At 67.3% G+C, this 23081-nt stretch carries 20 protein-coding genes and 1 pseudogene; 17 read left to right on the forward strand and 4 right to left on the reverse strand.

Annotated elements, in window-relative coordinates:
* Nucleotides 1-69: 69 nt before the first annotated feature.
* From dop to prcA, 4 genes are all read left to right on the forward strand, one after another.
* Nucleotides 70-1569, forward strand: a complete 1500-nt coding sequence (gene dop, locus IBX18_RS37205; protein WP_194838112.1) for a depupylase/deamidase Dop — start codon at nt 70-72, stop codon at nt 1567-1569.
* A 160-nt stretch (nt 1570-1729) separates the two neighbouring features.
* Nucleotides 1730-1924 (forward strand): ubiquitin-like protein Pup, encoded by a 195-nt coding sequence (locus tag IBX18_RS37210; protein ID WP_107657679.1) that lies wholly within the window; start codon nt 1730-1732, stop codon nt 1922-1924.
* Nucleotides 1921-2781, forward strand: coding sequence for a proteasome subunit beta (gene prcB / locus IBX18_RS37215; protein WP_194838113.1), 861 nt, complete (start codon nt 1921-1923; stop codon nt 2779-2781). Before IBX18_RS37210 ends, prcB begins: the two co-directional genes overlap by 4 nt.
* Nucleotides 2778-3539, forward strand: a complete 762-nt coding sequence (gene prcA, locus IBX18_RS37220; RefSeq protein WP_135231794.1) for a proteasome subunit alpha — start codon at nt 2778-2780, stop codon at nt 3537-3539. Before prcB ends, prcA begins: the two co-directional genes overlap by 4 nt.
* A gap of 123 nt (nt 3540-3662) precedes the next feature.
* On the opposite strand, the gene hutH is transcribed toward prcA, so the two are convergent.
* A complete protein-coding gene (hutH, locus tag IBX18_RS37225) occupies nt 3663-5342 on the reverse strand; it encodes a histidine ammonia-lyase (RefSeq protein ID WP_194838114.1) in 1680 nt (559 codons plus the stop codon).
* A 278-nt stretch (nt 5343-5620) separates the two neighbouring features.
* Here hutH and pafA point away from each other — a divergent pair, with 278 nt between their 5' ends.
* The 4 genes and pseudogenes from pafA (at nt 5621) to IBX18_RS37245 (ending at nt 8097) form a co-directional block, all read left to right on the forward strand.
* Nucleotides 5621-6979, forward strand: coding sequence for a Pup--protein ligase (gene pafA / locus IBX18_RS37230; protein ID WP_186818252.1), 1359 nt, complete (start codon nt 5621-5623; stop codon nt 6977-6979).
* Nucleotides 6980-7019: 40 nt separating this feature from the next.
* Nucleotides 7020-7115, forward strand: a pseudogene (locus IBX18_RS43540) (antitoxin); the annotation flags it as partial.
* 133 nt (nt 7116-7248) lie between these two features.
* Complete coding sequence (locus IBX18_RS37240; RefSeq protein WP_194838116.1) at nt 7249-7656, forward strand: type II toxin-antitoxin system VapC family toxin; 408 nt, start codon at nt 7249-7251, stop codon at nt 7654-7656.
* A 63-nt stretch (nt 7657-7719) separates the two neighbouring features.
* Nucleotides 7720-8097, forward strand: coding sequence for a nuclear transport factor 2 family protein (locus tag IBX18_RS37245; RefSeq protein ID WP_194838117.1), 378 nt, complete (start codon nt 7720-7722; stop codon nt 8095-8097).
* Here IBX18_RS37245 and IBX18_RS37250 read toward each other — a convergent pair.
* Nucleotides 8094-8390, reverse strand: coding sequence for an MTH1187 family thiamine-binding protein (locus IBX18_RS37250; protein WP_107657673.1), 297 nt, complete (start codon nt 8388-8390; stop codon nt 8094-8096). The two genes, IBX18_RS37245 and IBX18_RS37250, sit on opposite strands and share 4 nt — an antisense overlap.
* Nucleotides 8391-8479: 89 nt before the next feature.
* Between IBX18_RS37250 and IBX18_RS37255 the strand changes: the two genes are divergently transcribed.
* From IBX18_RS37255 to IBX18_RS37285, 7 genes are all read left to right on the forward strand, one after another.
* On the forward strand, nt 8480-9475 hold the full coding sequence (locus IBX18_RS37255) for a YafY family protein (RefSeq protein ID WP_194838118.1): 996 nt from the start codon (nt 8480-8482) through the stop codon (nt 9473-9475).
* Nucleotides 9476-9616: 141 nt separating this feature from the next.
* Nucleotides 9617-10594, forward strand: a complete 978-nt coding sequence (locus IBX18_RS37260) for a YafY family protein (RefSeq protein WP_306796574.1) — start codon at nt 9617-9619, stop codon at nt 10592-10594.
* Nucleotides 10591-11628, forward strand: a complete 1038-nt coding sequence (locus IBX18_RS37265) for a 2-dehydropantoate 2-reductase (RefSeq protein WP_194838119.1) — start codon at nt 10591-10593, stop codon at nt 11626-11628. The genes IBX18_RS37260 and IBX18_RS37265 overlap by 4 nt, the downstream gene beginning before the upstream one ends.
* Before the next feature lie 147 nt (nt 11629-11775).
* Nucleotides 11776-12045, forward strand: a complete 270-nt coding sequence (gene tatA, locus IBX18_RS37270; RefSeq protein WP_194838120.1) for a Sec-independent protein translocase subunit TatA — start codon at nt 11776-11778, stop codon at nt 12043-12045.
* 89 nt (nt 12046-12134) lie between these two features.
* On the forward strand, nt 12135-13088 hold the full coding sequence (tatC, locus tag IBX18_RS37275; protein WP_194838121.1) for a twin-arginine translocase subunit TatC: 954 nt from the start codon (nt 12135-12137) through the stop codon (nt 13086-13088).
* A 2-nt stretch (nt 13089-13090) separates the two neighbouring features.
* Entirely contained in the window at nt 13091-15793 is a 2703-nt protein-coding gene (locus tag IBX18_RS37280) for an RNA helicase (protein ID WP_194838122.1), read from the forward strand.
* A 119-nt stretch (nt 15794-15912) separates the two neighbouring features.
* Nucleotides 15913-16605, forward strand: a complete 693-nt coding sequence (locus tag IBX18_RS37285) for a DUF4333 domain-containing protein (protein WP_194838123.1) — start codon at nt 15913-15915, stop codon at nt 16603-16605.
* Between the two features lie 1485 nt (nt 16606-18090).
* On the opposite strand, the gene IBX18_RS37290 is transcribed toward IBX18_RS37285, so the two are convergent.
* Nucleotides 18091-19062 (reverse strand): 5'-3' exonuclease, encoded by a 972-nt coding sequence (locus IBX18_RS37290; RefSeq protein ID WP_194838124.1) that lies wholly within the window; start codon nt 19060-19062, stop codon nt 18091-18093.
* Nucleotides 19063-19789: 727 nt separating this feature from the next.
* Between IBX18_RS37290 and IBX18_RS37295 the strand changes: the two genes are divergently transcribed.
* A complete protein-coding gene (locus IBX18_RS37295; protein WP_194838125.1) occupies nt 19790-20917 on the forward strand; it encodes a Xaa-Pro peptidase family protein in 1128 nt (375 codons plus the stop codon).
* Between the two features lie 495 nt (nt 20918-21412).
* Here the strand turns inward: IBX18_RS37295 and IBX18_RS37300 are convergent, their stop codons facing one another.
* The gene (locus IBX18_RS37300) at nt 21413-21841 is read right to left on the reverse strand and encodes a PPOX class F420-dependent oxidoreductase (RefSeq protein WP_194838126.1); all 429 of its coding nucleotides are present in this window, start codon (nt 21839-21841) and stop codon (nt 21413-21415) included.
* A 365-nt stretch (nt 21842-22206) separates the two neighbouring features.
* Here IBX18_RS37300 and IBX18_RS37305 point away from each other — a divergent pair, with 365 nt between their 5' ends.
* A complete protein-coding gene (locus IBX18_RS37305; RefSeq protein ID WP_194838127.1) occupies nt 22207-22962 on the forward strand; it encodes an SDR family NAD(P)-dependent oxidoreductase in 756 nt (251 codons plus the stop codon).
* The last annotated feature ends 119 nt before the right edge of the window (nt 22963-23081 follow it).

Consider the following 23081-nt stretch of genomic DNA (forward strand, 5'->3'; position numbering starts at 1 on the left):
TGCCGTCGTCCCCGGCCTGGCGCAGCCTGCCGACGGACTCCGCCCGGCGGTGCCCGTTAGGCTCGACCTATGCAGCGCATCATCGGAATCGAGGTCGAGTACGGCATTTCGACCCCAACCGAGCCGTCGGCCAACCCGATCCTCACCTCCACGCAGGCCGTCCTCGCCTACGCCGCCGCCGAGGGTGTGCCGCGCGCGAAACGCACCCGCTGGGACTACGAGGTGGAGTCGCCGCTGCGCGACGCGCGTGGCTTCGACCTGAGCCGGATGAACGGACCGGCGCCCGTGATCGACGCCGACGAGGTCGGCGCGGCGAACATGATCCTCACCAACGGCGCCCGGCTCTACGTCGACCACGCCCACCCCGAGTACTCCGCGCCCGAGGTCACCGATCCCCTGGACGCGGTCATCTGGGACAAGGCGGGCGAGCGGGTGATGGAGGCGGCCGCCCGGCACGCGTCGAGCGTGCCCGGCGCCCCGCGCCTGCAGCTGTACAAGAACAACGTCGACGGCAAGGGCGCCTCCTACGGCACCCACGAGAACTACCTGATGAGCCGCGACACCCCGTTCAACCAGATCATTCTCGGCCTCACCCCGTTTTTCGTGTCCCGCCAGGTGATCACCGGCTCCGGCCGGGTCGGCATCGGGCAGTCCGGCGACACCGCCGGCTTCCAGCTGTCCCAGCGCGCGGACTACATCGAGGTCGAGGTCGGCCTGGAGACCACCCTCAAGCGCGGCATCATCAACACCCGCGACGAGCCGCACGCCGACGCGGACAAGTACCGCAGGCTGCACGTCATCATCGGCGACGCCAACCTGGCCGAGATGTCCACCTACCTGAAGGTCGGCACCACAGCGCTGGTGCTGGACCTGATCGAGGCGGGCGAGGACCTGACCGATCTGCAGCTGGCCCGCCCGGTCACCGCCGTGCACACGATCAGCCACGACCCGACGCTGCGCGCCACCGTCGCGCTCGCCGACGGACGCGAGCTCACCGGGCTCGCCCTGCAGCGGGTGTACCTGGACCGCGTGATCAAGTTCGTGGACCGCACCGGCAACGACGACAAGCGCGTGCAGGACATCATCGACAACTGGGCCATGGTGCTCGATCTGCTCGAACGCGATCCGATGGAATGCGCGAGCCTGCTCGACTGGCCGGCCAAGCTGCGCCTGCTCGAGGGCATGCGCCAGCGCGAGGGACTGGGCTGGGCGGCCCCGAAACTGCACCTGATGGATCTGCAGTACTCCGACGTGCGCCTGGACAAGGGCCTCTACAACCGCCTGGTGGCCCGCGGCTCGATGAAACGGCTCGTCACCGAGCAGCAGGTGATGGACGCGATGACCAACCCGCCCACCGACACTCGCGCCTACTTCCGCGGCGAATGCCTGCGCCGGTTCGGCGCCGACATCGCCGCGGCGAGCTGGGATTCGGTGATCTTCGACCTCGGCGGCGATTCGCTGGTCCGCATCCCCACCCTGGAGCCGCGCCGCGGCACAAAGGCGCACGTCGGCAAGCTGCTGGACGGGGTCACCTCGGCCGCCGATCTTGTGGAACAGCTCACAACCTGATCACGGGACCGCTACCGACTCGACCTACATCGGGACGGAATACGACATCGTGTCGGTTCGGCTGGGTAGTGTTGAAGGACGAGCACGGACATTGCTCATGACCGGGGCCGTGCTCAGAATTGAGCTCCGGTCATGATGAGGACAGAGGAGGTCGGCTGCCATGGCACAAGAGCAGACCAAGCGCGCCGGGGGCGGCGACGAGGATGATGGTCCGGAGGGTGCAGACGCCGCCGGTCAGGAGCGCCGCGAAAAGCTGGCGGAGGAGACCGACGACCTGCTCGACGAGATCGATGATGTGCTCGAGGAGAACGCCGAAGACTTCGTCCGTGCGTACGTTCAGAAAGGCGGCCAGTGACAGTAGGTGACCCCTCGCGTCTCCACCTGGGGTACGCCCTCTCGTCCTTCTCCGAATACCTCCGCATGCACGCCCCGGACATGTTGCCCGGCAACAAGTTCGGGATGGTCGACGGCGCAATGTTGAGTGCCACCGGCGCCAAGGACATCGCGCCGCACGGCACCACCATCGTCGCGATCAGTTACCGCGGCGGCGTGCTCATCGCCGGTGACCGGCGGGCCACCCAGGGAAACCTGTTGGCCAGCAGGGACATCGAGAAGGTCTACATCACCGACAGCTACTCCGCGGCCGGCATCGCCGGCACCGCGGGCATGGCCGTCGAGATGGTGCGGATCTTCGCGGTCGAGCTGGAGCACTACGAGAAGCTCGAGGGCGTATCCCTGACCTTCGACGGCAAGTCCAACAAGCTGTCGAAGATGGTGCGCGAGAACTTGCCCGCCGCCCTGCAGGGGCTGGCGGTGGTTCCGATTTTGGTCGGGTACGACGTCAATGCCACCGACCCGGACCGGGTCGGCCGCATCGTCTCGTACGACGTGGTGGGTGGACGTAGCGAGGAGCGGTTCGGTTACGCCGCGGTGGGATCGGGTTCGGTCTTCGCCAAGGGGTCGCTGAAGAAGCTGTACGCCAAGGGAATTGATCAGGAGCGCGCCTTGCGCATCGCCGTCGAGTCGCTGTTCGACGCGGCCGACGACGACACCGCGACGGGTGGTCCCGATCTGATGCGCGGGATCTATCCGACGGCGATCGTCATCGACGAGGAAGGTGCGGTCGAGGTGACCGAGGACCGGCTCGAAGCGATCGCTCGCGGGATCGTCGCCGATCGCGAGGCTGCCGAAGAAGGGAGTGCCCGCGCATGACACTGCCGTACTACGCGTCGGCCGAGCAGATCATGCGCGACAAGACCGAGCTCGCGCGCAAGGGCATCGGTCGGGGTCGCAGTGTCGTGGTCCTGGTGTACGACAAGGGTGTGCTGTTCGTCGCGGAGAACCCGTCCGCGACGCTGCACAAGGTGAGTGAGCTCTACGACCGGGTCGGATTCGCCGCGGTCGGCAAATACAACGAGTTCGAGAACCTGCGCCGCAGCGGAATCCTGCAGGCCGACATTCGCGGTTACCAGTATGACCGCCGCGACGTGACCGGCCGCGCACTGGCCAACGCCTACGCCCAGGTGCTCGGGTCGATCTTCACCGATCAGCTCAAGCCCTACGAGGTGGAGATCTGCGTGGCGGAGGTGGGCTATCCGGAGCAGCCGCCGACGACGGTGCTGTATCGGATCACCTTCGACGGGTCGATCGTGGACGAGCGCGAATACGTGGTGATGGGCGGCACGACCGAGCCGATCCTGACCGCGTTGAAGGCGTCCTACAAGCCCGGTCTCGACCTGGGCGCCGCGATCAAGGTCGCGGTGGAGGCGCTGCAGGCGGGCGTCCCCGAGGGTGCGGAGAAGGAGAAGCGGGTGCTCGGCGTCAGTTCGCTCGAGGTCGCCGCGCTGGAGCAGGCGCGACCGCGACGGGCTTTCCGGCGGGTCACCAATTCCGCGCTGGAGCAGTTGCTGAACCCGGCCAAGAAGGGCAAGGCCAAGGCGGAACCGGCGGAGACACCCGAAGCCGAGTAACGCCGTTCAGAAGTCCGGGCCCGTGCGGTGCTGCCCCAGTGGTGGTATCGCACGGGCCCACTTCATATTCGGCGGTCCTGGCCGGCATCGTCCTGGTAGTCGCGCCGCGGTGCCTGGTTCCGGCTATGCGGCGCAGCGGGTTTCGTCGGCGGCGCGGAAAGCGGGGGTGAAGGCGTCCTCGCGGACCAGGGCGATGGCCGCGTCGACGTCGGGGCTGAGATAGCGGTCGTCATGGAGCATCGGGATGCGCTGACGAACCACCGCGTGCACCGCCTCCGTACCCGAACCGAGGCGCAACTCGCCCATACGTTCTCGCATCAAATCGACCGCCTGCGCGCCCATCAGAATCTGGACGCCGAGCACGATATCCAGCCGATCCAGGTTGTCCGCGAGGTTGCGCATCGACGCCATCGCCATCGTGTTGAGATCCTCCTGCCCACCTTTCACCGGCCGGGACATGGTGCTGGCGGGATGGGCTCTGACCTGGATCTCGGGAATCAAGGCGGCGGCAACCGTCTGCGCCTGCACCATGCCGGAGTTCAGCCCGATCTCCCCGCCCGCGAGATTCGCGGGCACCCCATAGCTCCATTTGGGTTCCAGTAGACGGCCGGATAACCCTTCGGACAGGATCGCCAGGTTCGCGATCTGCGCGTTCAACGCGTCGATCTGCGCACCGATCCGGGTCACCGCCCAGTTGCCGCCCATCACGAATTCGTAGCCGCCACCGTCCTTTTCGAAGATCAGCGGGTTGGAGGTGGAGGCGTTGGCCTCGCGCAGGGCGATGTCGCGCGCTGTGTCCAGGCTGTGCCGCAGCCCGCCGATCACGTGCGGGGTCGAGCGGACCGAGGTGGCGTCCTGGATGCGCGGATGTGCGTCGCCGGACTGTTCGCGCCCGTGGTCGGTCATCCATTCGGTGCCGCACACCATGGAGCGAATGTCCCCGGCTCCGTCGATATCGTGATCGAGGTTGCGCTCGGTATGCGTGCGCTCGTCGAAGGCGCCCTGCTCGGCCCTGGTCGCCTCCAGGAACAGCGCGAAGGCGGCGGCGAAACCGTGCAGGTCGTGCTCGGCACGGTCGATGGCCTCGACGAAACGGGCCGTGACCACGCTGCCGCCGCTGATCAGCGGCAGCGCCTCGCCGGACTCCAGGGTGAACTGCTCGGGCAGGCCCGCCGCGCGAAACGCCATGCTCGCCGCGACCGGCTTGCCGCGGAACAGGACCGGATTGTGTTCGCCGATCATGCTCAGCCCGGCCGCCGCCATCGGTTGCAGATCGCCGGTGCCGAGCGAACCGATCTCCGGCATCATCGGCAGCACATCCGCCTCGACCATGGCCAGCATCCGGTCCACCACCTCCGGACGCACCCCCATCGCGGCCCTGGCCATCGAGTTGGCGCGCAGCACCAGGGCCAGCCGCACCACGCCCGGCGGCAGCATGGGCCCGACGCCCGCAGCGTGCGAGCGCAGCATGCGCCGCTGGAATTCGCGCTGCTGATCCGGCTCGAGCGGACGGTCCTTCAGCGGGCCGAGCGCCTGATTCCAGCCGTACACGCGCTGACCGGCCGCGACGGAATCCAGGGCGCCCTGCCGGGTGGTGTGCATCCGCTGCCGGGCCGAGTCGGCCAGCCGAACGGTGACCCTCTCGTCGCGTAGCACTCGGAGCATGGTCGGCCAGTCGAGGTGCCCGCCGTCCACCGCGATCAGTTCGGTCGGCGGGGCATCGTCGAATTCGGCGGCCACCACGCCCTGCGAAACGACCGCGCACATTACCGCGACGGCCGCCACCCTGATCCATGTTCGCATTCGGCCTACCTTCGTCGTCGATATCGGGACAAACGAACTTCGCTGAAGCGGTAGCCATGATGCTGCGCACCGGCGCATACCGAGAGGTGGGATACACGCAGGAGGATCGAATGGTATCTGCGGCGGCCGCGCGGTGACTCGTGGATTGCGAAAAGGGTGTCCAAGGTGGTGCGGGACGCTGAATCAGGGCAAACCGGACCGAATCGTTGTGAAGACGTATGCGATCGTGTTGTCCGCAGCCCCACGCGGGCGCATGACATGGCTGTAATGTCGATAGTGTGCAGCGACGAATCATGGGGATCGAGACCGAGTTCGGTGTGACATGCACCTTCCACGGTCACCGTCGGCTGTCCCCCGACGAGGTAGCCCGGTACCTGTTCCGCCGGGTGGTGTCCTGGGGCCGCAGCTCGAACGTGTTCCTCCGCAACGGTGCTCGGCTCTATCTCGATGTCGGGTCCCATCCGGAGTACGCGACTGCCGAATGCGACAGCCTGCACCAATTGGTGACCCACGACCGAGCGGGCGAGCGGGTCCTCGAAGAATTGCTGATCGATGCCGAGCAGCGGCTTGCCGAAGAAGGCATCGGCGGCGATATCTACCTGTTCAAGAACAACACCGATTCCGCGGGCAACTCCTACGGCTGCCACGAGAATTTCCTCGTGGTGCGCGCGGGGGAGTTCTCCAGGATTTCCGACGTGCTGTTGCCCTTCCTGGTGACCCGGCAGCTGATCTGCGGCGCGGGCAAGATCCTGCAGACGCCGAAGGCGGCCACGTTCTGCCTGTCCCAGCGTGCCGAGCACATCTGGGAGGGTGTCTCGTCCGCGACCACGCGCTCGCGGCCGATCATCAACACCCGCGACGAGCCGCATGCGGACGCGGAGAAGTACCGCCGCCTGCACGTCATCGTCGGCGACTCGAACATGGCCGAGCCCACCACCATGCTCAAGGTCGGCACGGCCGCGCTGGTGCTGGAGATGATCGAGGCGGGCGTCTCCTTCCGAGACTTCGCCCTGGACAATCCGATTCGCGCCATTCGCGAGGTCAGTCACGATCTGACCGGTCGCCGTCCGGTGCGGCTCGCGGGCGGGCGGCAGGCCAGCGCCCTGGACATCCAGCGCGAGTACTACGCCCGCGCGGTCGAGCACCTGCGCAACCGGGACCGTGACCCGCAGATCGACCAGGTCGTCGACCTGTGGGGCCGCACCCTCGACGCCGTCGAGGCGCAGGACTTCGCCAAGGTGGACACCGAGATCGACTGGGTGATCAAGCGCAAGCTGTTCCAGCGCTACCAGGATCGCTACAGCATGGAGCTGTCCGACCCGAAGATCGCTCAGCTCGACCTGGCCTACCACGACATCAAGCGCGGCCGCGGCGTGTTCGACCTGCTGCAGCGCAAGGGTCTGGCCAAGCGGATCACCGAGGACGAGGCCGTGGACGCCGCGGTCGACACCCCGCCGCAAACCACCAGGGCCAAACTGCGCGGCGACTTCATCACCGCCGCCCAGGAAGCCGGCCGCGACTTCACCGTCGACTGGGTCCACCTGAAGCTGAACGACCAGGCCCAGCGCACCGTCCTGTGCAAGGACCCGTTCCGCTCGGTGGACGAACGCGTGGACCGGCTCATCGCCTCCATGTAGTGTCGCTATTCTAGCGCTATAGATGCGCTAGAATAGCGCTATGGCTACCATTCAGATTCGTGACGTTCCAGACGAGGACGCGGAGATCCTACGTCAGCGAGCCGAGGCTGCGGGAATGTCGTTGCAGGCGTATATGCGTCGAGAGTTGATCTCTATGGCTAGGCGGCGCACCAAGGCGGAGGCTATGGCAAGCATCCGTGAATCCCTGGAACGCGATCCCCGGCCCGGCGCCGACGCCGACAGCATCTTGGACGCGTTGAGGGAAGTTCGTGGCGAGTGACGAATACGTGGTCGACGCATCGGCGGCGTCGACTGCTCTGCTGCGCAAAGATGGCGTGGGTATCGCCGTAGGTCAGCTGCTCGGCTCAACGATCTGCCATGCGCCTCATCTGATCGACGCAGAGGTGGGGCACGTATTGCGTCGCCATGAGCGGGGAGAACAGATCAGTGACATCGCGGCATCGAGGGGTTTGCGTCTGCTTGCCACTGTCATCGACCAGCGCTATGCGCACCACGGCTGGCTAGCGGCTGAAGCCTGGCTGTTGCGTCATACGATCACTTTCTATGACGGGCTCTACGTTGCTCTGGCGGCACGACTGGAGATCCCGCTGCTCACCGCTGACGTGAAACTCAGCAAGGCGCCAGGGCTGCCTTGCCGGATCGAGTTGATTTCCTGACGCTGTGGTAGTCACCTGACCTTGTCGGATGTCGGTTGCCGGGAATGTGCATACGGTGGGGGTATGGCAGACACGGAACTTCTCAATGAGCTGCTCGAGGTCGAGCGCCGGGGCTGGGACTCGCTGTGCGACGGCACCGGGGCCGATTTCTACGGGCTGCTGATGACCGGGGACGCGGTAATGGTGCTCGCGCGCGGAATGGTGCTGGGGCGCGCGGAAGTCATTGCCGCGCTGAACGATTCACCACCCTGGCGGACCTACGAAATCTTCGAGCCGCGGGTGATCGACGGCGGGGTGGACAGCAAGGTGCTCGTCTACACCGGCGTCGCGTATCGCGAGGGGGACACACCGGCCTTCCGCGGGCAGATGTCGAGTGTCTACCTGCGCGCGGGCGGCGAGTGGAAATTGGTGCTGTATCAGCAGACGCCGATCCCGGACTAACCCTCGGCGAGGTAGCGCTCGACCGTCTCGACCTTCGACGTCATCCCGTCGGTGACGCCGGGCCGGATGTCGGCTTTCAACACCAGACTGCAGCGCGGGGCGGCGGCGAGCACGGCGTCGGTGGCCTGCTTGACCACGCCCATCACCTCGTCCCATTCGCCCTCGACGGTGGTGAACATGGCATCGGTCCGGTTCGGCAGCCCGCTGGCGCGCACGACCCGGACGGCCTCGGCCACGGCACGCCCGACGTCGACGCCGGTGCCGAGCGGGGTCACAGAGAAAGCGATGATCATGCCGTCGATTCTGCCGCGTGGCGAGCTGTGATCGAGGGAATCGCGCGCCGACGCGCACGCGCGGTGCCGGGCAGATTACCCTCTATCGGGTGGCGATATCGAAGGTCGAGCGGCTGATGAATCTGGTCATCGCGCTGCTGTCGACCCGGCAGTTCCTGACCGCGGAGCGGATCCGGGACAGCGTCGCCGGTTACGAGGAGTCCGCCAGCGACGAGGCGTTCAGCCGAATGTTCGAGCGGGACAAGAACGAGCTGCGTGACCTGGGCATACCCCTGGAGATCGGACCGGTCGGCCGGTACACGTCGGTGGAGGGCTACCGGATCAACCGGGACGCCTACGAGCTGCCCGAGATCGACCTGTCCGACGAGGAAGCCGCCGCCGTCGCGGTCGCCGTGCAGATGTGGGAATCGCCGGAACTTGCCGCCGCGGCGGATGGGGCGCTGCTGAAACTGCGCGCCGCCGGTATCCACGTGGAGACCGATGCCGCGGTGGCCTCGGTTCCCGCTGTGCCCGCGCGGACGCGTGGTTCGGAGCCGGTGCTCGGCAAACTGCTCGCCGCGATCGACGCGGGTCAAGCTGTGCGGTTCGAACATCGTGGCGCGATCAACGCGCCCTATCTGATGCGCGATGTGGAGCCGTGGGGTGTGGTGACCCGGCATGGTCGCTGGTATCTCGTCGGCCATGACCGGCAGCGGGATGCGGTCCGGAGCTTCCGGTTGTCCAGGATCGGCGACGATGTGAGCGCCTACGGGCCGGAGAATGTCGTGCGCAAACCGGACGGTATCGACTTGCGCACGATCGTCGATCGCGTCACCAGTTCGGCGCCGGTCAGTTTCACGGCGACGGTGTGGGTGGCCGAGGGGCGTGGGCGTGAACTCCGCCGGATCGGGCAGGTGACCGGCGAACGCACCATCGGCGGTCGGGTCGGCGCGGTGGTCGAGCTACCGGTCCGGTCTCGCGACTGGATTGCCCGGCTGATCACCGGACTCGGCCCGGACGCGGTCGTGCTCGCGCCGGAGGACCTGCGTACCGATGTGGTCGCGCGGTTGCGCTCGGTTTTCGATCGCACGGAGGTCACGGCGTGAGGTGTCAGCGAGTGCACCGACGGCACAGCGCGGTGGGGTTCTGTGCCAGCGAGGTGGGGTCGTGAGTGAGCGTCAGCGAACGAACCAAAAACACAGCGCGTTTGAACGCACGACGGAACCGAGCGCCAGCGAGGTGGAGTCGTGAGTTCTTCTAGACTTTCCGTTCGACTTTCGCGACTGCTGAACATGATTCCGTACTTCATCGCGCACCCCGGTATCAGCGCGGCGGAGGCGGCGGCGGATCTGGGCGTGACCACCAAGCAGCTGATGAGCGACCTCAACCAGCTGTGGATGTGCGGCCTGCCCGGCTACGGCCCCGGTGACCTGATCGACCTGTCGTTCTCCGAGGAGAGCATCGAGGTCACCTTCTCCGCGGGCATCGACCGCCCGCTGCGGCTCACCTCGACCGAGGCGACCGCGCTGCTGGTGGCGCTGCGCTCGATCGTGGACATGCCTGGCATGGTCGACCCGACCGCGGCGCACGCCGCCATCGCCAAGATCGAGTCGGCTATCGCAGGCGGTTCCGGCAGCCAGCTCGATGATGCCCGTACCCCGCCGACTGAGGCGCCCGCCGTCGCCACCGTGCGGTCGGCGCTGGCCAGGCAGCGCGCGCTGCGGTTGGTCTACTACTCCGCGAGTCGCGATGTCGTCACCGAACGCGTCGTCGATCCGATTCGGATCGTCCTCGTAGACAACAACAGCTACCTGCAAGCCTGGTGCAGGCAGGCCGAAGGCGTCCGCCTGTTCCGCTTCGACCGGATCGAGGACGCCATCGAACTGGACGAACCGGCCAGGCCGCCGAGCCACGCCACCGAGGAGTCCGCCGCGCTCGACCTGTTCCAGGACGATCCCGCGGTTCCGTTGGCGCGCTTGCGTATTCACGGTGATTACGCCTGGGTGCTCGATCAGTACCCGATGCATCGGCTAGCTGTGCACCCCGATGGCAGTTTGGAGGCGACCATGCGGTTCGCCACGCTGGACTGGATGGCGCGCCTGCTGCTCGGATTCGGCTCGAGCGTCACCGTGCTCGGACCGCCGGAGTTGGTCGCGGCGGTGCGCGAACGCTCGAATGCCGCGCTGGCCGCCTACGCGGCCGCCGGATTCGAGGAGGTGGGATGAGCACCGGCGCGGCGAGCCGGGTGATGGTGATCGGTGCGGGCAGCATCGGCATCTTCGTCGGCGGCAAGCTGGCCGTGGCGGGCGCCGATGTCACCTTCGTCGGCCGACCGCGGTTGCTCGACGAGATCACCGCGTCCGGTGTCCGGCTCACCGACCTCGACGGCGGCGACGACACATTGACCCCCGACCGTTTCCGGGTGGCTACCGAGCCGCACGACATCGGCTCGGCCGATATCGTGCTGGTCACCGTGAAATCGGCGGCGACCGCGGATGCGGTACGCGAGCTCACCGGCAAGATCCGGCCGGGCACGGTCGTGCTGAGCCTGCAGAACGGCATCGGCAACGACACGGTGATCAGGGAGATCCTGCCCAACTGCGTGGTGCTGGCCGGCATGGTGCTGTTCAACGTGGTGCACCACCCGGGCGGCCGTTTCCATCGCGGCACCGAGGGCGGGCTCGCCGTGCAGGACGATCCGGCATTGGTGCAGTTCCTCGACGTCTTCCAGCAGGCCGGGCTGGCGTTGCGCCGCTACCCGGAACTGCGCTCGGTGCAGTGGGCCAAGCTGCTGCTGAACCTGAACAATCCGATCAACGCGCTGTCCGGGCGGCCGCTGCGCGAGCAACTCAGCGACCGGAATTATCGGCGCTGCCTGGCGCTGACCCAGCGCGAGGCGCTCACGGTGATGAACAGGGCGCGAATAGCGCCCGCCCGGCTGACACCCGTGCCGCCCGCCTTGATGACTCGGCTGCTGACCGTCCCCGACGGCATTTTCCGGCGCGTCTTCGGCCGGGTGCTCGCCATCGATCCGGTGGCGCGCTCGTCCATGGCGGACGATCTCGAACTCGGCCGGAAAACCGAAATCTCTTGGCTCTGTGGGGAAATCGTCGGTCTCGGTACGATGGTCGGCCTGCCGACGCCGGTGAATCAGCGGCTGATCGAGTTGATCGTGGCCGCCGAGCAAGGCGACCGGCGCACCTGGACCGGTGCGGAATTGCTCGAACAACTGCGGGCCGCGCAGGCGAGCGCTCGTTGACAGAGCTCGCCCAGCCGGGGTGAACATCGGGCAAACAGGGCATCGTGACTTAGCACTCCCCAGTGCGCCGAGCGGCCGGACGGTGCGTTCGCGCACGTCACCCTCCGGTAGCATCAGAACCATCACCAGTCTTGGGAGGTAAAAATCATGGGCAGTCTGAGCATCTGGCACTGGCTGATCATTGCGGTCGTTTTCGTGATGTTCTTCGGTGCCAAGCGGATGCCCGACGCGGCCCGCAGCCTGGGTCGGTCGTTGCGCATCTTCAAGAGCGAGGTCAGCCAGATGCAGAACGAGGGCAAGGACTCGTCCGACGCGCAAGCGCCGGCGCAGCAGCAGCCCGTTCAGCAACTGCCGCAGGCCCAGCCGGTCACCCCGTCGGTCACCCCGCAGCCCCAGGCCGAGCCGAAGACGCTCTGAGCGGGCTGTTCGACCCGGAGTGAGTCGCGACTCACTCCGGGATCTGTGCGCTGTTGCCGAGCTTCTCAACCCAGGGGCCATCACCCACCATGCGAATCCCGTTCGATCCCCGGCACAGCAAGCGCCGGACCAATCCCGACGGCACCATGTCGTTGGTCGAGCATTTGCAGGAACTGCGCTACCGATTGCTGGTCTCGATCGCCGCGGTTCTCCTCACCACCGTGCTGGGGTTCATGTGGTACGAGTACGGGTTCCTCGGCCTCAAGAGCCTCGGCGATATCCTTCGCGGTCCCTACTGTGCGCTGCCGGACTCGTCGCGCGCCTCGATCAGCCCGGACGGTAGCTGCAAGCTGCTGGCCACCGCGCCGTTCGAGCAGTTCACCCTGCGCTTGAAGGTCGGCATGACGGCGGGCATCGTGCTCGCCGCGCCGATCTGGCTCTACCAATTGTGGGCGTTCATCACGCCCGGTCTGTACGCGAAGGAACGCAAGTACGCGGTCGGGTTCGTGTCGGCGGGCAGCGTGCTGTTCGCGTCCGGCGCCGTGCTGGCCTACGTCGTGGTCGCGCACGCATTGAGCTTCCTGCTGACGATCGGCAACAACGTCCAGATCACCGCGCTCAGCGGTTCGCAGTATTTCAGCTTCATCATCCAGCTGCTCGTCATCTTCGGCGTCAGCTTCGAAACCCCGCTGCTGATCATCGGTTTGAACCTCATCGGGGTGCTCACCTACGCCCGGCTCAAGGCGTGGCGGCGCGGAATCACGTTCGGGCTCTTCGTCTTCGCGGCCATCGTCACCCCGCAGGACCCGTTCTCGATGCTGGCGCTCGCGCTCGCGCTGACGGTGCTGTTCGAGGTCGCGATCCAGTTCTCCCGCTTGAACGACATCCGCAAGGCGCGCAAGGAAGCCGACCACCTGGCCGCGCTGGCCGACGAAGAAGCGTCCACGCTGAGCAGCCCGGATCCGATCGACCCGGCCGACTCGATCATGACACCCCCGGATAAAACCGGGCGCTCGATGTCGGACTACTCCGATACCCTCTGACGGTGACACATCACCGGTCGCATACGGGCGAGCTTGCGAAGTTTTCCACCGAGCTGAAGTTCAGCCTGGATCCTTTCCAGCGCACCGCCTGCGCGGCACTCGAAGAGGGACACAGCGTCCTGGTCTGCGCGCCGACCGGTGCGGGTAAAACCGTGGTCGGCGAGTTCGCTGTGCATCTGGCGCTCGCCGCGGGCGGAAAGTGCTTCTACACCACGCCGATCAAGGCCCTGTCGAACCAGAAGTTCGCCGATCTCACCGAGCGCTACGGCCGCGACAGCGTCGGCCTGCTCACCGGCGACCAGTCGATCAACCCGGGCGCGCCCGTGGTGGTGATGACCACCGAGGTGCTGCGCAACATGCTGTACGCGTCCTCGGACGCGTTGCGCGGGTTGTCGTTCGTGGTGATGGACGAGGTGCACTACCTGGCCGACCGGTTCCGTGGCGCGGTGTGGGAGGAAGTGATCCTGCATCTGCCGCCGGACGTGCGGCTGGTCAGCCTGTCGGCGACGGTGTCCAACGCCGAGGAGTTCGGCGCCTGGATGGAAACCGTGCGCGGTGACACCGCGGTGGTGGTGGACGAGACCAGGCCGGTGCCGCTGTGGCAGCACGTCATGGTCGGGCGGCGGATGTTCGACCTGTTCGACACCGATTCCACCGATCAGAAGGTGCTGGTCGACGGCGACCTGGTCCGGTTCATCAAGCAGCGTGAGGCGGCCGATCGGGCCAACAGCTGGCATGGTCCGCGCAACGGGCGCGGCGGTCCGCGGCGTGACTTCCGTCCGTTGCCGCGGCCGGAGGTGCTCGCGAAGCTGGACGAAGAGGGTCTGCTGCCCGCGATCACCTTCATTTTCAGTCGCGCGGGTTGCGATGGGGCGCTTGCTCAGTGCTTGCGTTCCCGGCTCGACCTGAGCCGCGAAGACGATCGCGAACAGCTCGACGACATCATCGAGAAGCACACCGGTGACCTGCCGAAGGCGGACCTGGAGGTGCTCGGGTACTGGGAGTGGCGCGAGGCGCTGCACCGCGGGCTGGCTGCGCACCACGCGGGGATGCTGCCCGCGTTCCGGCATACCGTCGAGGAACTGTTCGTCAAAGGTCTGGTGCGGGCCGTATTCGCCACGGAGACACTGGCTCTCGGCATCAACATGCCCGCACGCACGGTGGTGCTGGAGCGGCTGGTCAAGTACAACGGCGAGTCGCACGCCGAGCTCACCCCCGGTGAATACACCCAGCTGACCGGTCGCGCCGGGCGTCGTGGCATCGACGTCGAAGGCCACGCGGTGGTGCTGTGGCAGCCGGAGGTCGATACGAGTGCGGTCGCCGGTCTGGCCTCCACCAGGACCTATCCGCTGCGCAGTTCGTTCAAGCCGGGCTACAACATGTCGATCAATCTGATCGACCGGATGGGTGCTGCCGAAGCGCGCACGCTGCTGGAGCGTTCGTTCGCGCAGTTCCAGGCCGACCGTTCGGTGGTGGGGCTGGTCCGCGGTATCGAACGCAACGAGTCCGCGCTGCGCAAGCTGCGCGATCAGCTCGGTGGCGCCGATGGTGACTTCCTGGAATACATTTCGCTGCGGGAACGGATCAAGCAGCGGGAGCGGCAGCTCGAACAGCAGGGTCGGTCCGACCGGCGAGGGGTGGCGGTCGCGGCGCTGACGGCGTTGCGCCGCGGTGACGTGGTGGCGATTCCGTCCGGGCGGCGGGCCGGGCTCGCGGTCATCCTGGAACCCGATGCGACTCCGGGTGACCCGCGGCCGTTGGTGCTCACCGAGGACAAGTGGGCCGGTCGGGTGTCGGTGGCCGACTTCCCGGTGCCGGCAGAGGCGTTGGGGCACATGCGGTTGCCGCGGCGGGTCGATCACCGGACCGCGCAGACCCGTCGCGATCTGGCGTCGGCGCTGCGCAGCACCGGGATCTCCGCGCCGGGCCGGCCGCGCCGCGGCAAACGCGCGTCGGCGGCCGACGACCGGGAACTGTCGACTTTGCGTCGCAGTCTGCGCGCGCATCCGGCGCATACCCGCGCGGATCGGGAGCAGATGTCGCGCATCGGCGAGCGCTACAACAAGCTGGCCCGGGAAACCGAGACCATGCGCCAGAAGGTTGCCGCAACGACCAACTCGCTGGCCCGTACCTTCGACCGGATCCTCGGGCTGCTGGAAGAACGCGGGTTCGTGCACGAATCCGAGGTGACCGCGGACGGTCGCAGGCTGGCCCGGATCTACTCCGAAAGCGACCTGCTGGTCGCCGAATGCCTGCGGCAGGGGTTGTGGCGTGGGCTCGGCCCGGCTGAATTGGCCGGAGTCGTATCCATTCTGGTGTTCGAATCCCGCCAGGACGGTGGATATCTCGGCGTCACGGGCCCGACGGCACCGATCCGGCGGGCGATCGGCGAGACCATCCGCGTGTGGTCCGAGTTGCGCTCCGACGAGGCGCGGCACAAGCTGCCGCCGACCAGGGAACCGGATCTGGGTTTCGTCACCGGCGTGCACAAGTGGGCACGCGGCGACGGGTTGGCCGAGTCGTTGCTCGCCAGCGGTGATCAGGCCACGCCGCTGTCCGCGGGCGATTTCGTGCGCTGGTGCAGGCAGGTGATCGACCTGCTCGACCAGATCCACAACACCGCCGACGACGAGGAGGTCGCCGCGACCGCCGCGAAGGCGGTGCGCGCGATCCGGCGGGGTGTCGTCGCGGTGGACGCCGCGTAGCGGATTCGATTGTGATTTGATTTCTTTCGCGTACCGACCGTGGCGGAGGACTAGAGATATCGGACCGTTCTCACGCGGGGGGCTACCGTGTGTACAACGATGCGAGTGGAGGCAACCAGATGAGCGGCCCGTTTGGACCCAGCGAACCCGGGGAGGGGCGCAACAACGATCCCACCCAGCAGTGGGGTGGACAGCAGGCACCCGGCGGGGCAGGACCCACCCACCAGTGGGGCGGCCAGCCGCAGACTCCGGCCTCGGCCCAGCCGACCCAGCAGTGGGGCGGTGATCAGCCGCCGCCGCAGCAGCCGTGGGGTCAGCCGCCGCAACAGCCCGGCCAGCAGCAATGGGGTCAGCAGCCGAACCCACAGTGGGGTCAGCCCGGCCAGCAGAGCCAGCCATGGGGCCAGACCCAGCCGCAGGACTGGCAGCAGGGCCAGCCGCAGTGGGGTCAGCAGCAGCCGCAACCACAGTGGGGCGGCCAGCAGCAGCCCCCGCCGCAGAGCAAAGGAAAAGGCCTGGTCATCGGCCTGGTCGTGCTCGGTGTCGTGGTCATCGGCGCCATCGTCGCCCTCGTCCTCGTGCTGACCTCCAAGGACAAGCTGGACCAGGCCGCCGTCCAGGACGGCGTCAAAAAGGTGCTCACCGACTCCTACGGCATCCAAGACGTCAGCGACGTCACCTGCCCGTCCGGTCAGGAAGTCAAGGTCGACGCCACCTTCAACTGCGAGCTGAAGGTCAGTGGCGAAGGCAAGAAGGTGACTATCAAGATCACCAAGGAGGATGGAACCTACGAGGTCGGCCGCCCGAACTAGGTCCTGTCGCTAGTAGCCTCCCGGTCGGCCCACTTCGGTGGGCCGGCCGTTGGCGTTTCTGTGAGTGTGGACGAGTGGGACATCGCGGCAGACTCACTCGTGTTTCCCCGCCCTTATGTCCCTCTGGGTGATCAGCTCGGCCGCAAGTGGGACGTCATGGCGTGCTTACTCGCGATTTCCCGCCCTTATGTCCCGCTGGGTGATCAGCTCGGCCGCAAGTGGGACGTCATGGCGTGCTTACTCGCGATTTCCCGCCCCTGTGTCCCGCTGGGTGATCGGCTCGGCTTCGAGTGGGACGTCACGGCAGGCTTACTCCGTGATTTCCCGCCCTCCGTGCCCGTCGATCATGAAAGCGGTGCGCTGCCAGCCAAATCCGCACCCTTTCTCGGGATCCGCACCGACTTGGGACCCCCGTAGTGTGTGCGGATCCCGAGAGTCGGTGCGGAGCTTGCTGGCAACCACCGCTACGCCAGCGTCGGAGCGATTTCGCATATCCTCTGGAGCTCCGTTCATGATCAACGGGACCCAGTGGCACCAAAGCGCGCGGTTCGCCGCCGCTATGTCCCGCTGGGTGAGCAACTGCATGCCGAGTGGGACATCACGGCGGACTCACTCGCGTTTCCCCACCCTTATGTCCCGATGTCCCGCTGGTTGATCGGGCCGACCTCAAGTGGGAGCGTCACGGCGGGCTTACTCGCCTTTTCCGACCCCTATGTCCCGCTGGGTGATTGGCCCGGCTTCGAGTGGGACGTCATGGCGGGCTTACTCGTGTTTCCCGCCCTCGATGCCCGTCGGTCATGAAAGCGGGCCGCTGGCAGCGAAATCCGCACCCTCTCTCGGGATCCGCACCCACTTGGGACCCCCGTAGTCAGTGCGGATCCCGAGAGCCAGTGCGGATCTTGCTGACAACCACCGCACCGTCAGCGCTGGGGTGATCTCGCAGACCGTGTACACCCTTCATGGGGCGCTGACCGTCTGCGAATGATGTGCACGGCTTGGGAGTCTCCTTACCCCTCAACGTGTTCCACCTTCGGAGCTCTCGAAACGCAACCACAGCCAGATGACCACGCTGGAACTGAGCGCCGCGAGACTGGCTGCGGAGGTAAGCCGGGTACGGCACCCGACGTGCCCAGCACTACTCACGGGAAAACCTGGGATAGGTCTTCAGCTCACTGGACCGTTCGCCTGGGGAGTTCTTGATTGCTCCTATCGTGGAGGTGAACCTTGGCGGGTGTCTTGGGGTGTACCTGTCTAGGCCCGCGCGCTCAAAGACCTCCCGGGGTGAGCTGACCTCAGGGTTGATGGCAGTCGATGGGATGCCCGGATAGTGCTGGGCGCGTCGGGTGGTGTTCCCGGCTTTCTCTTCCGCAACCTGGGATGGGCAGGGTGTGGGTTCCGGCGTGGGGACTGGCTGTGGTGCTGTTTTAGGGATTTCGCCGAAGGACAGCTCTGCCGTGAAGGGTTGCGGTAGTGGCGCTTTGGGGGTTAGGCCGTGCGGGCGGCGAGGGCCTTGATGAGGCGGGTGACCGGGCTTTCCGCGTTGTAGGTAGTGGCCAGTTCGCGGAGGCGGTCGAGGTCGGCGGGGGCGGTGGGGAGGGTGTCGGGGCGGGAGAGTTCGACGTCGGCGTCGCAGACCACTCGGACTACCGGGGCTGCTGCTTTCAAATACTCTTCTGCCGCACGGAGTTTGGCGCGGATGCCCTGGGCCAGGTCGGCTTCGGGGTCTTCGACGGCCGCGACCAATGCTTCCAGGGAGCCGAAGCGGGTGATCAGCATGGACGCGGACTTCTCGCCGATGCCCGCCACACCGGGGAGGCCGTCCGAGGCGTCGCCGCGCAGGGTGGCGAGGTCGGCGTAGGCGCGGCCCGCGTTCTCCAGCGGCACACCGTATTTGGCGGAAACCTCGGCCGGGCCGTACAGCTCGGCCTTCGCCAGTCCGCGGCCTGCGTAGAGCACCCGCACGGGTGGCAGCGGGGTATCCCGGACCAGTTGCAGCAGATCCCGGTCGCCGCTGACGACCACGACCTCGTCGGTGGTTTCGCGGGTGGCCAGGGTGCCGAGCACGTCGTCGGCTTCCAGCCCGTCGGCGCCGCCGGTCGCGATGCCCGCCGCTTCGAGCACCTCGAGGATCATGTCGACCTGCGGGGTCAGCGTGTCCGGTACTACTTCGGCCCCGGGCCCCGCGTCCGCGGCGGTGTCGAGCCGGTGCGCCTTGTACGACGGCACCAGTTCCACCCGGAACGCCGGTCGCCAGTTCAAGTCGAGGCACACCACCAACCGGCTCGGCGCGTGCTTGGTGATCAACGACGCGACCATGTCGGTGAACCCACGCAACGCGTTGACCGGCCGCCCGTCCGGCGCGGTGATCTTCTCGGGGATCGCGTGAAAGGCACGGAACCACAGGCTCGCCCCGTCCAGGAGCAACAGCGGTCCACCGGAAGTCGCAGCAGAAGTCACGCGCTGAGGCTACCTCCCAGCCCCGACAAACCCGGACGATCCGAACGTGACGGGCGATAGCAGTGCCAGCCAGCGGCCAGCGACAGGCGTGAGGCGGGGAGTCGGAGGCGGCAGGGGGAGGCGGAGTGCGGAATGTCGGCAGGCGGCATTGGATGTCGGCAGGCGGGAAGCGGCCAGCGGGACGGCAGGCGCAAGCGAGATGCGGAAGCGGCGAGCGGGAGAGCCGGAAGTTGGGAGGTGGAACAGCAAGCGGGCAGGCGGCAAGCGGGACGCGGGCAGGCGGCAGCCGGCAAACGGCTCGCGGAAGCGGCGGCCGAGAGAGCTGGAAGTCGGCAGGCAGCAGTCGGCAGTCGGCAGGTGGGAGTGGCAATAGGGAGGCCGGACGTCGATAGGCGGCAAGCGGAAGGCAGGCAAGCGGTCGGCGGGAGGTATCCGGCGGTCGGCGGTGCGTGTGCATTGTCAGCATTGGCGGTTCGTTGGCTCCCCACTCGATTCGCGTGCGTCCCCAGCTCAATGCACCGGAATGGATGAGGCGGATGGTCGACTTCTTTACCGGCGTTCAAAGGGCCGACGAATACCAGCAGCTCGGCATCGTCCGTCTTCCTACCACCCCGCACCTCTGCAATCGGTCGGCGACCGTGTGACGTGCCGACGACGGTGCGGGTGTACGGGGCCGAGCGGGGAGTTCGGGTTCGCGGGGCCGGGCGCGGCAGGTAACGTCGGATGAATGAGCTCGCATACGGATTCCAGGTTCGCGGCGGACATTTACAGTGAGCGGTTGGAGCGGGCGGTGGAGCTGATGCGGGCCGCCCATCTGGACGCCTTGTTGATCACTCCCGGCCCGGATCTGCGGTATCTGATCGGGTCCGCAGCCGAATCGTTCGAACGCCTGACCTGCCTGGTTATCCCCGCCGACGGCGCAACCCCCTCGGTGGTCATCCCCAAGCTGGAACTTGCCTCGCTGGAGGGATCCGCGGCAGGCGAACTCGGCCTGCGCGTCCTGGACTGGGTCGACGGAACCGATCCGTACGGACTGGTGAAGTCGGCGCTGCACGTCGGCTCCCGGGTGGCCGTCGCCGACGCCATGCCCGCACTGCACCTGATCCCGCTGGCCGCGTCGTTCACCGGCCTGCCCGCCTCCGCCACACCAGTGCTGCGCGAACTGCGCATGAACAAGGACGCCGCGGAGATCGACGCGCTGCGCCGAGCGGGCGCGGCCATCGACCGGGTGCATGCGCGGATGGGCGAGTTCCTCCAGGTCGGCCGCACCGAAGCCGAGGTCGGCGCCGATATCTCCGCCGCCATCCTCGAGGAAGGGCACACCGCAGCCGCGTTCGTCATCGTCGGCAGCGGCCCGCACGGCGCGGACCCACACCACGGTGTCTCCGAGCGCCGCATCGAGTCCGGCGACGTGGTGGTCATCGACATCGGCGGCCCGGTCGACCCCGGCTACTACTCCGACTCCACCCGCACCTACGTCCTCGGCGAACCCGACCCCAAGATCGCCGCCCGCTTCGCCGCCCTGGAACGCGCGCAAGCCGCCGCCGTCGCCGCCGTCCGCCCCGGCGTCACCGCCGAATCCGTCGACGCCGCCGCCCGAAACCTGTTGATCGAAGCCGGTTTAGGCGACGCCTTCGTGCACCGCACCGGTCACGGCATCGGCCTCTCGGTGCACGAGGAGCCCTACATCGTCGAAGGCAACGACCTCGTCCTCCAGCAAGGCATGGCCTTCAGCATCGAGCCCGGCATCTACTTCCGCGGCGACTGGGGCGCCCGCATCGAAGACATCGTCGTGGTCACGGCAGACGGCTGCGAGTCCATGAACCAGCGACCCCACGGATTGACCGTCCTGTAAGTCGACGGGTAGCGGTCGGGCGGGTCGATTCACGGCCCGCCCGGCGCGCTTGAGTTCGGGGCAAGCTGTTTCGCGTCCGCTCGGCCCGGTCGCCGCCGCTTCCGCTTGGCTCGGCGGCCGTAAGGCTGTTCACTGCCCGTTCGGCCCGGGTCGCGGTTGGACGGGTTGTTTCGCTGCCCGGTCGCGGTTGGGCGGTTTGTCTCTTCGCGTTCAACCTGGTTCCGGTGGGCGTGTTGCTTCTCTGTCCGTCCGGCCTGGTTGATGAGGTTGGGCGCGCTGCTTCGCTCCGCGTTCGGTCGGTGGCAGTCGGGCGCTGATTCGTCACCGGTTCGGCGTGGCGGGTGGCGCGCTGCCTCGCTTGGCGTACGGCCCGATGGCGGCTGGACGACCTGATTCGCTGCTCGGCTGGCGCGCTTGTGTTCGGACGAGCTGTTTTGCGTCCGCGCGGCCCGGTCGCCGCCGGACGGGCTGACTCGCTTCCGCCCGGCGGCGGTACTACGCCGGTTCGTTGGCCTCGGGCGCGGAGGCGATCAGGGTGGAGCTGGACAGCACGCGCTCGACCTGGATTGCGATGACCACTCGGGTCGGGTTTACGCGGGGGACTCGGTAGCGGCCGGCGTAGCGTTGCTCCGCTTCGGCGACGGCGTCCGGGTCCTCGAGCACTGTTGCCGGGCCTTCGAGCGTGAGCCATCGTCGCCCCTCGACTTGGCTCACCGCCGTGTATCCACCCCGCCGCACATTTCGCACCTTCGCCGACGCGCCGTCGGTGATCACCCTGGCGATCCGGGCTTCCGGATCCCAGGTGAACCCCACTGCAACCACATGCGGCGTCCCGTTGGCCCGCAACGTGGTCAATGTCGCCAGATGCCGCTCGGTGACGAATTCGAGGGCGGCGGGCGAAAGTTCTGCGGTCTGCGTGGGCATAACCAGACCGTAGCGGTGTCGCCGGGTGGTCCCGCACAGGGGCGCGGCGCGTACACCGCCGGTGGGCACGCACGGGGGAGTCGACGACACGTCACGCCGGAGCGCCGGTGCCCGTGTGGTCGAGCGCAGCCGGAGCGATGTGTGAGTGGCACACCATGGAGACGCTTCGTCGACGTTTGCCGCAGCCATGTGCCACTCACGGAGCAGAGTCGAGTGGTCGCGCACGGGATATGGCTCGGTAAGTCTCGTGGCGTTCGCCGCAGCCATATGCCACTCACGGAGCTGAGTCGAGCGGCTGCGCACGGGATATGGCTCGGTATGTCCCGTTGCGCGGGTGGGTGGGGGTGGAATGACAGACTGGGCGCATGGGAATGCGAGGGATTGCCGAGGGGACGGTGCTGCTGCTCGGCGGGCGCAGCGAGATCGGGCTCGAGGTGGCGCGGCGGCTGGCACCGGGGCAGGTGGTGATCCTCGCGGCTCGGCGCAGCGGCGACCTGGCGGAGCAGATCGCGGCGCTCACCGACGCCGGCGCGGCGGCCGTGCATTGCGTCGAATTCGATGCTGACGACACAGCGAACCATCCGGCCTTCCTGGAGAAGCTCACGGCCGAGTACGGGCAGATCGGCGTGGCGGTGGTCGCCTTCGGTGTGCTCGGCGATCAGGCGCGGGCCGAACGTGATCCGGCGCATGCGATCGCCGTGGTGCACACCGACTACGTCGCTCAGGTCAGCGTGCTCACCACGCTCGCGAATCTGCTTCGCGCGCAAGGGGAAGGGCAGCTCGTCGTCTTCAGCTCGGTGGCCGGCGTGCGGGTCCGCCGCGCCAACTACGTCTACGGATCGGCCAAGGCGGGACTCGACGGTTTCGCCAGCGGACTCGCGGATGCCTTGCACGGCACCGGCGTTCACCTGTTGCTGGTGCGTACCGGCTTCGTCATCGGCCGGATGACCGAGGGCATGGAGCCGGCCCCCTTCTCCAGCACGCCGGACCAGGTGGCCGCCGCCGTGGTCAAGGGCCTGCACAAGCGCACAGGTGTCGTCTGGACGCCCCTGATCTTGCGCCCGGTCTTCTTCGCTATGCGCCTTCTGCCCCAAGCGATCTGGCGCCGGATGCCGCGGTGAGCGGGCGGCACGGCGATGTGAGTCCGGCTGCGATGCTTCGCCGCGAGGTGGTCAGTCCGGGCTGGGGCAGCGAACCAAGGCCCGCGCTTAGCGCCCGGTGCCGACTGCGGTCGGCGTCG

Origin of the sequence: Nocardia sp. XZ_19_369, assembly GCF_015355715.1 — a bacterium.
GTDB lineage: Bacteria > Actinomycetota > Actinomycetes > Mycobacteriales > Mycobacteriaceae > Nocardia.

Coding starts and splice junctions, on each gene's coding strand:
- dop (WP_194838112.1), top strand. CDS start 70: ATGCAGCGCATCATCGGAATCGAGGTCGAGTACGGCATTTCGACCCCA.
- IBX18_RS37210 (WP_107657679.1), top strand. CDS start 1,730: ATGGCACAAGAGCAGACCAAGCGCGCCGGGGGCGGCGACGAGGATGAT.
- prcA (WP_135231794.1), top strand. CDS start 2,778: ATGACACTGCCGTACTACGCGTCGGCCGAGCAGATCATGCGCGACAAG.
- hutH (WP_194838114.1), bottom strand. CDS start 5,342: ATGCGAACATGGATCAGGGTGGCGGCCGTCGCGGTAATGTGCGCGGTC.
- tatA (WP_194838120.1), top strand. CDS start 11,776: ATGGGCAGTCTGAGCATCTGGCACTGGCTGATCATTGCGGTCGTTTTC.
- IBX18_RS37250 (WP_107657673.1), bottom strand. CDS start 8,390: ATGATCATCGCTTTCTCTGTGACCCCGCTCGGCACCGGCGTCGACGTC.
- IBX18_RS37245 (WP_194838117.1), top strand. CDS start 7,720: ATGGCAGACACGGAACTTCTCAATGAGCTGCTCGAGGTCGAGCGCCGG.
- IBX18_RS37295 (WP_194838125.1), top strand. CDS start 19,790: ATGAGCTCGCATACGGATTCCAGGTTCGCGGCGGACATTTACAGTGAG.
- IBX18_RS37265 (WP_194838119.1), top strand. CDS start 10,591: ATGAGCACCGGCGCGGCGAGCCGGGTGATGGTGATCGGTGCGGGCAGC.
- tatC (WP_194838121.1), top strand. CDS start 12,135: ATGCGAATCCCGTTCGATCCCCGGCACAGCAAGCGCCGGACCAATCCC.
- IBX18_RS37285 (WP_194838123.1), top strand. CDS start 15,913: ATGAGCGGCCCGTTTGGACCCAGCGAACCCGGGGAGGGGCGCAACAAC.
- IBX18_RS37305 (WP_194838127.1), top strand. CDS start 22,207: ATGGGAATGCGAGGGATTGCCGAGGGGACGGTGCTGCTGCTCGGCGGG.
- IBX18_RS37300 (WP_194838126.1), bottom strand. CDS start 21,841: ATGCCCACGCAGACCGCAGAACTTTCGCCCGCCGCCCTCGAATTCGTC.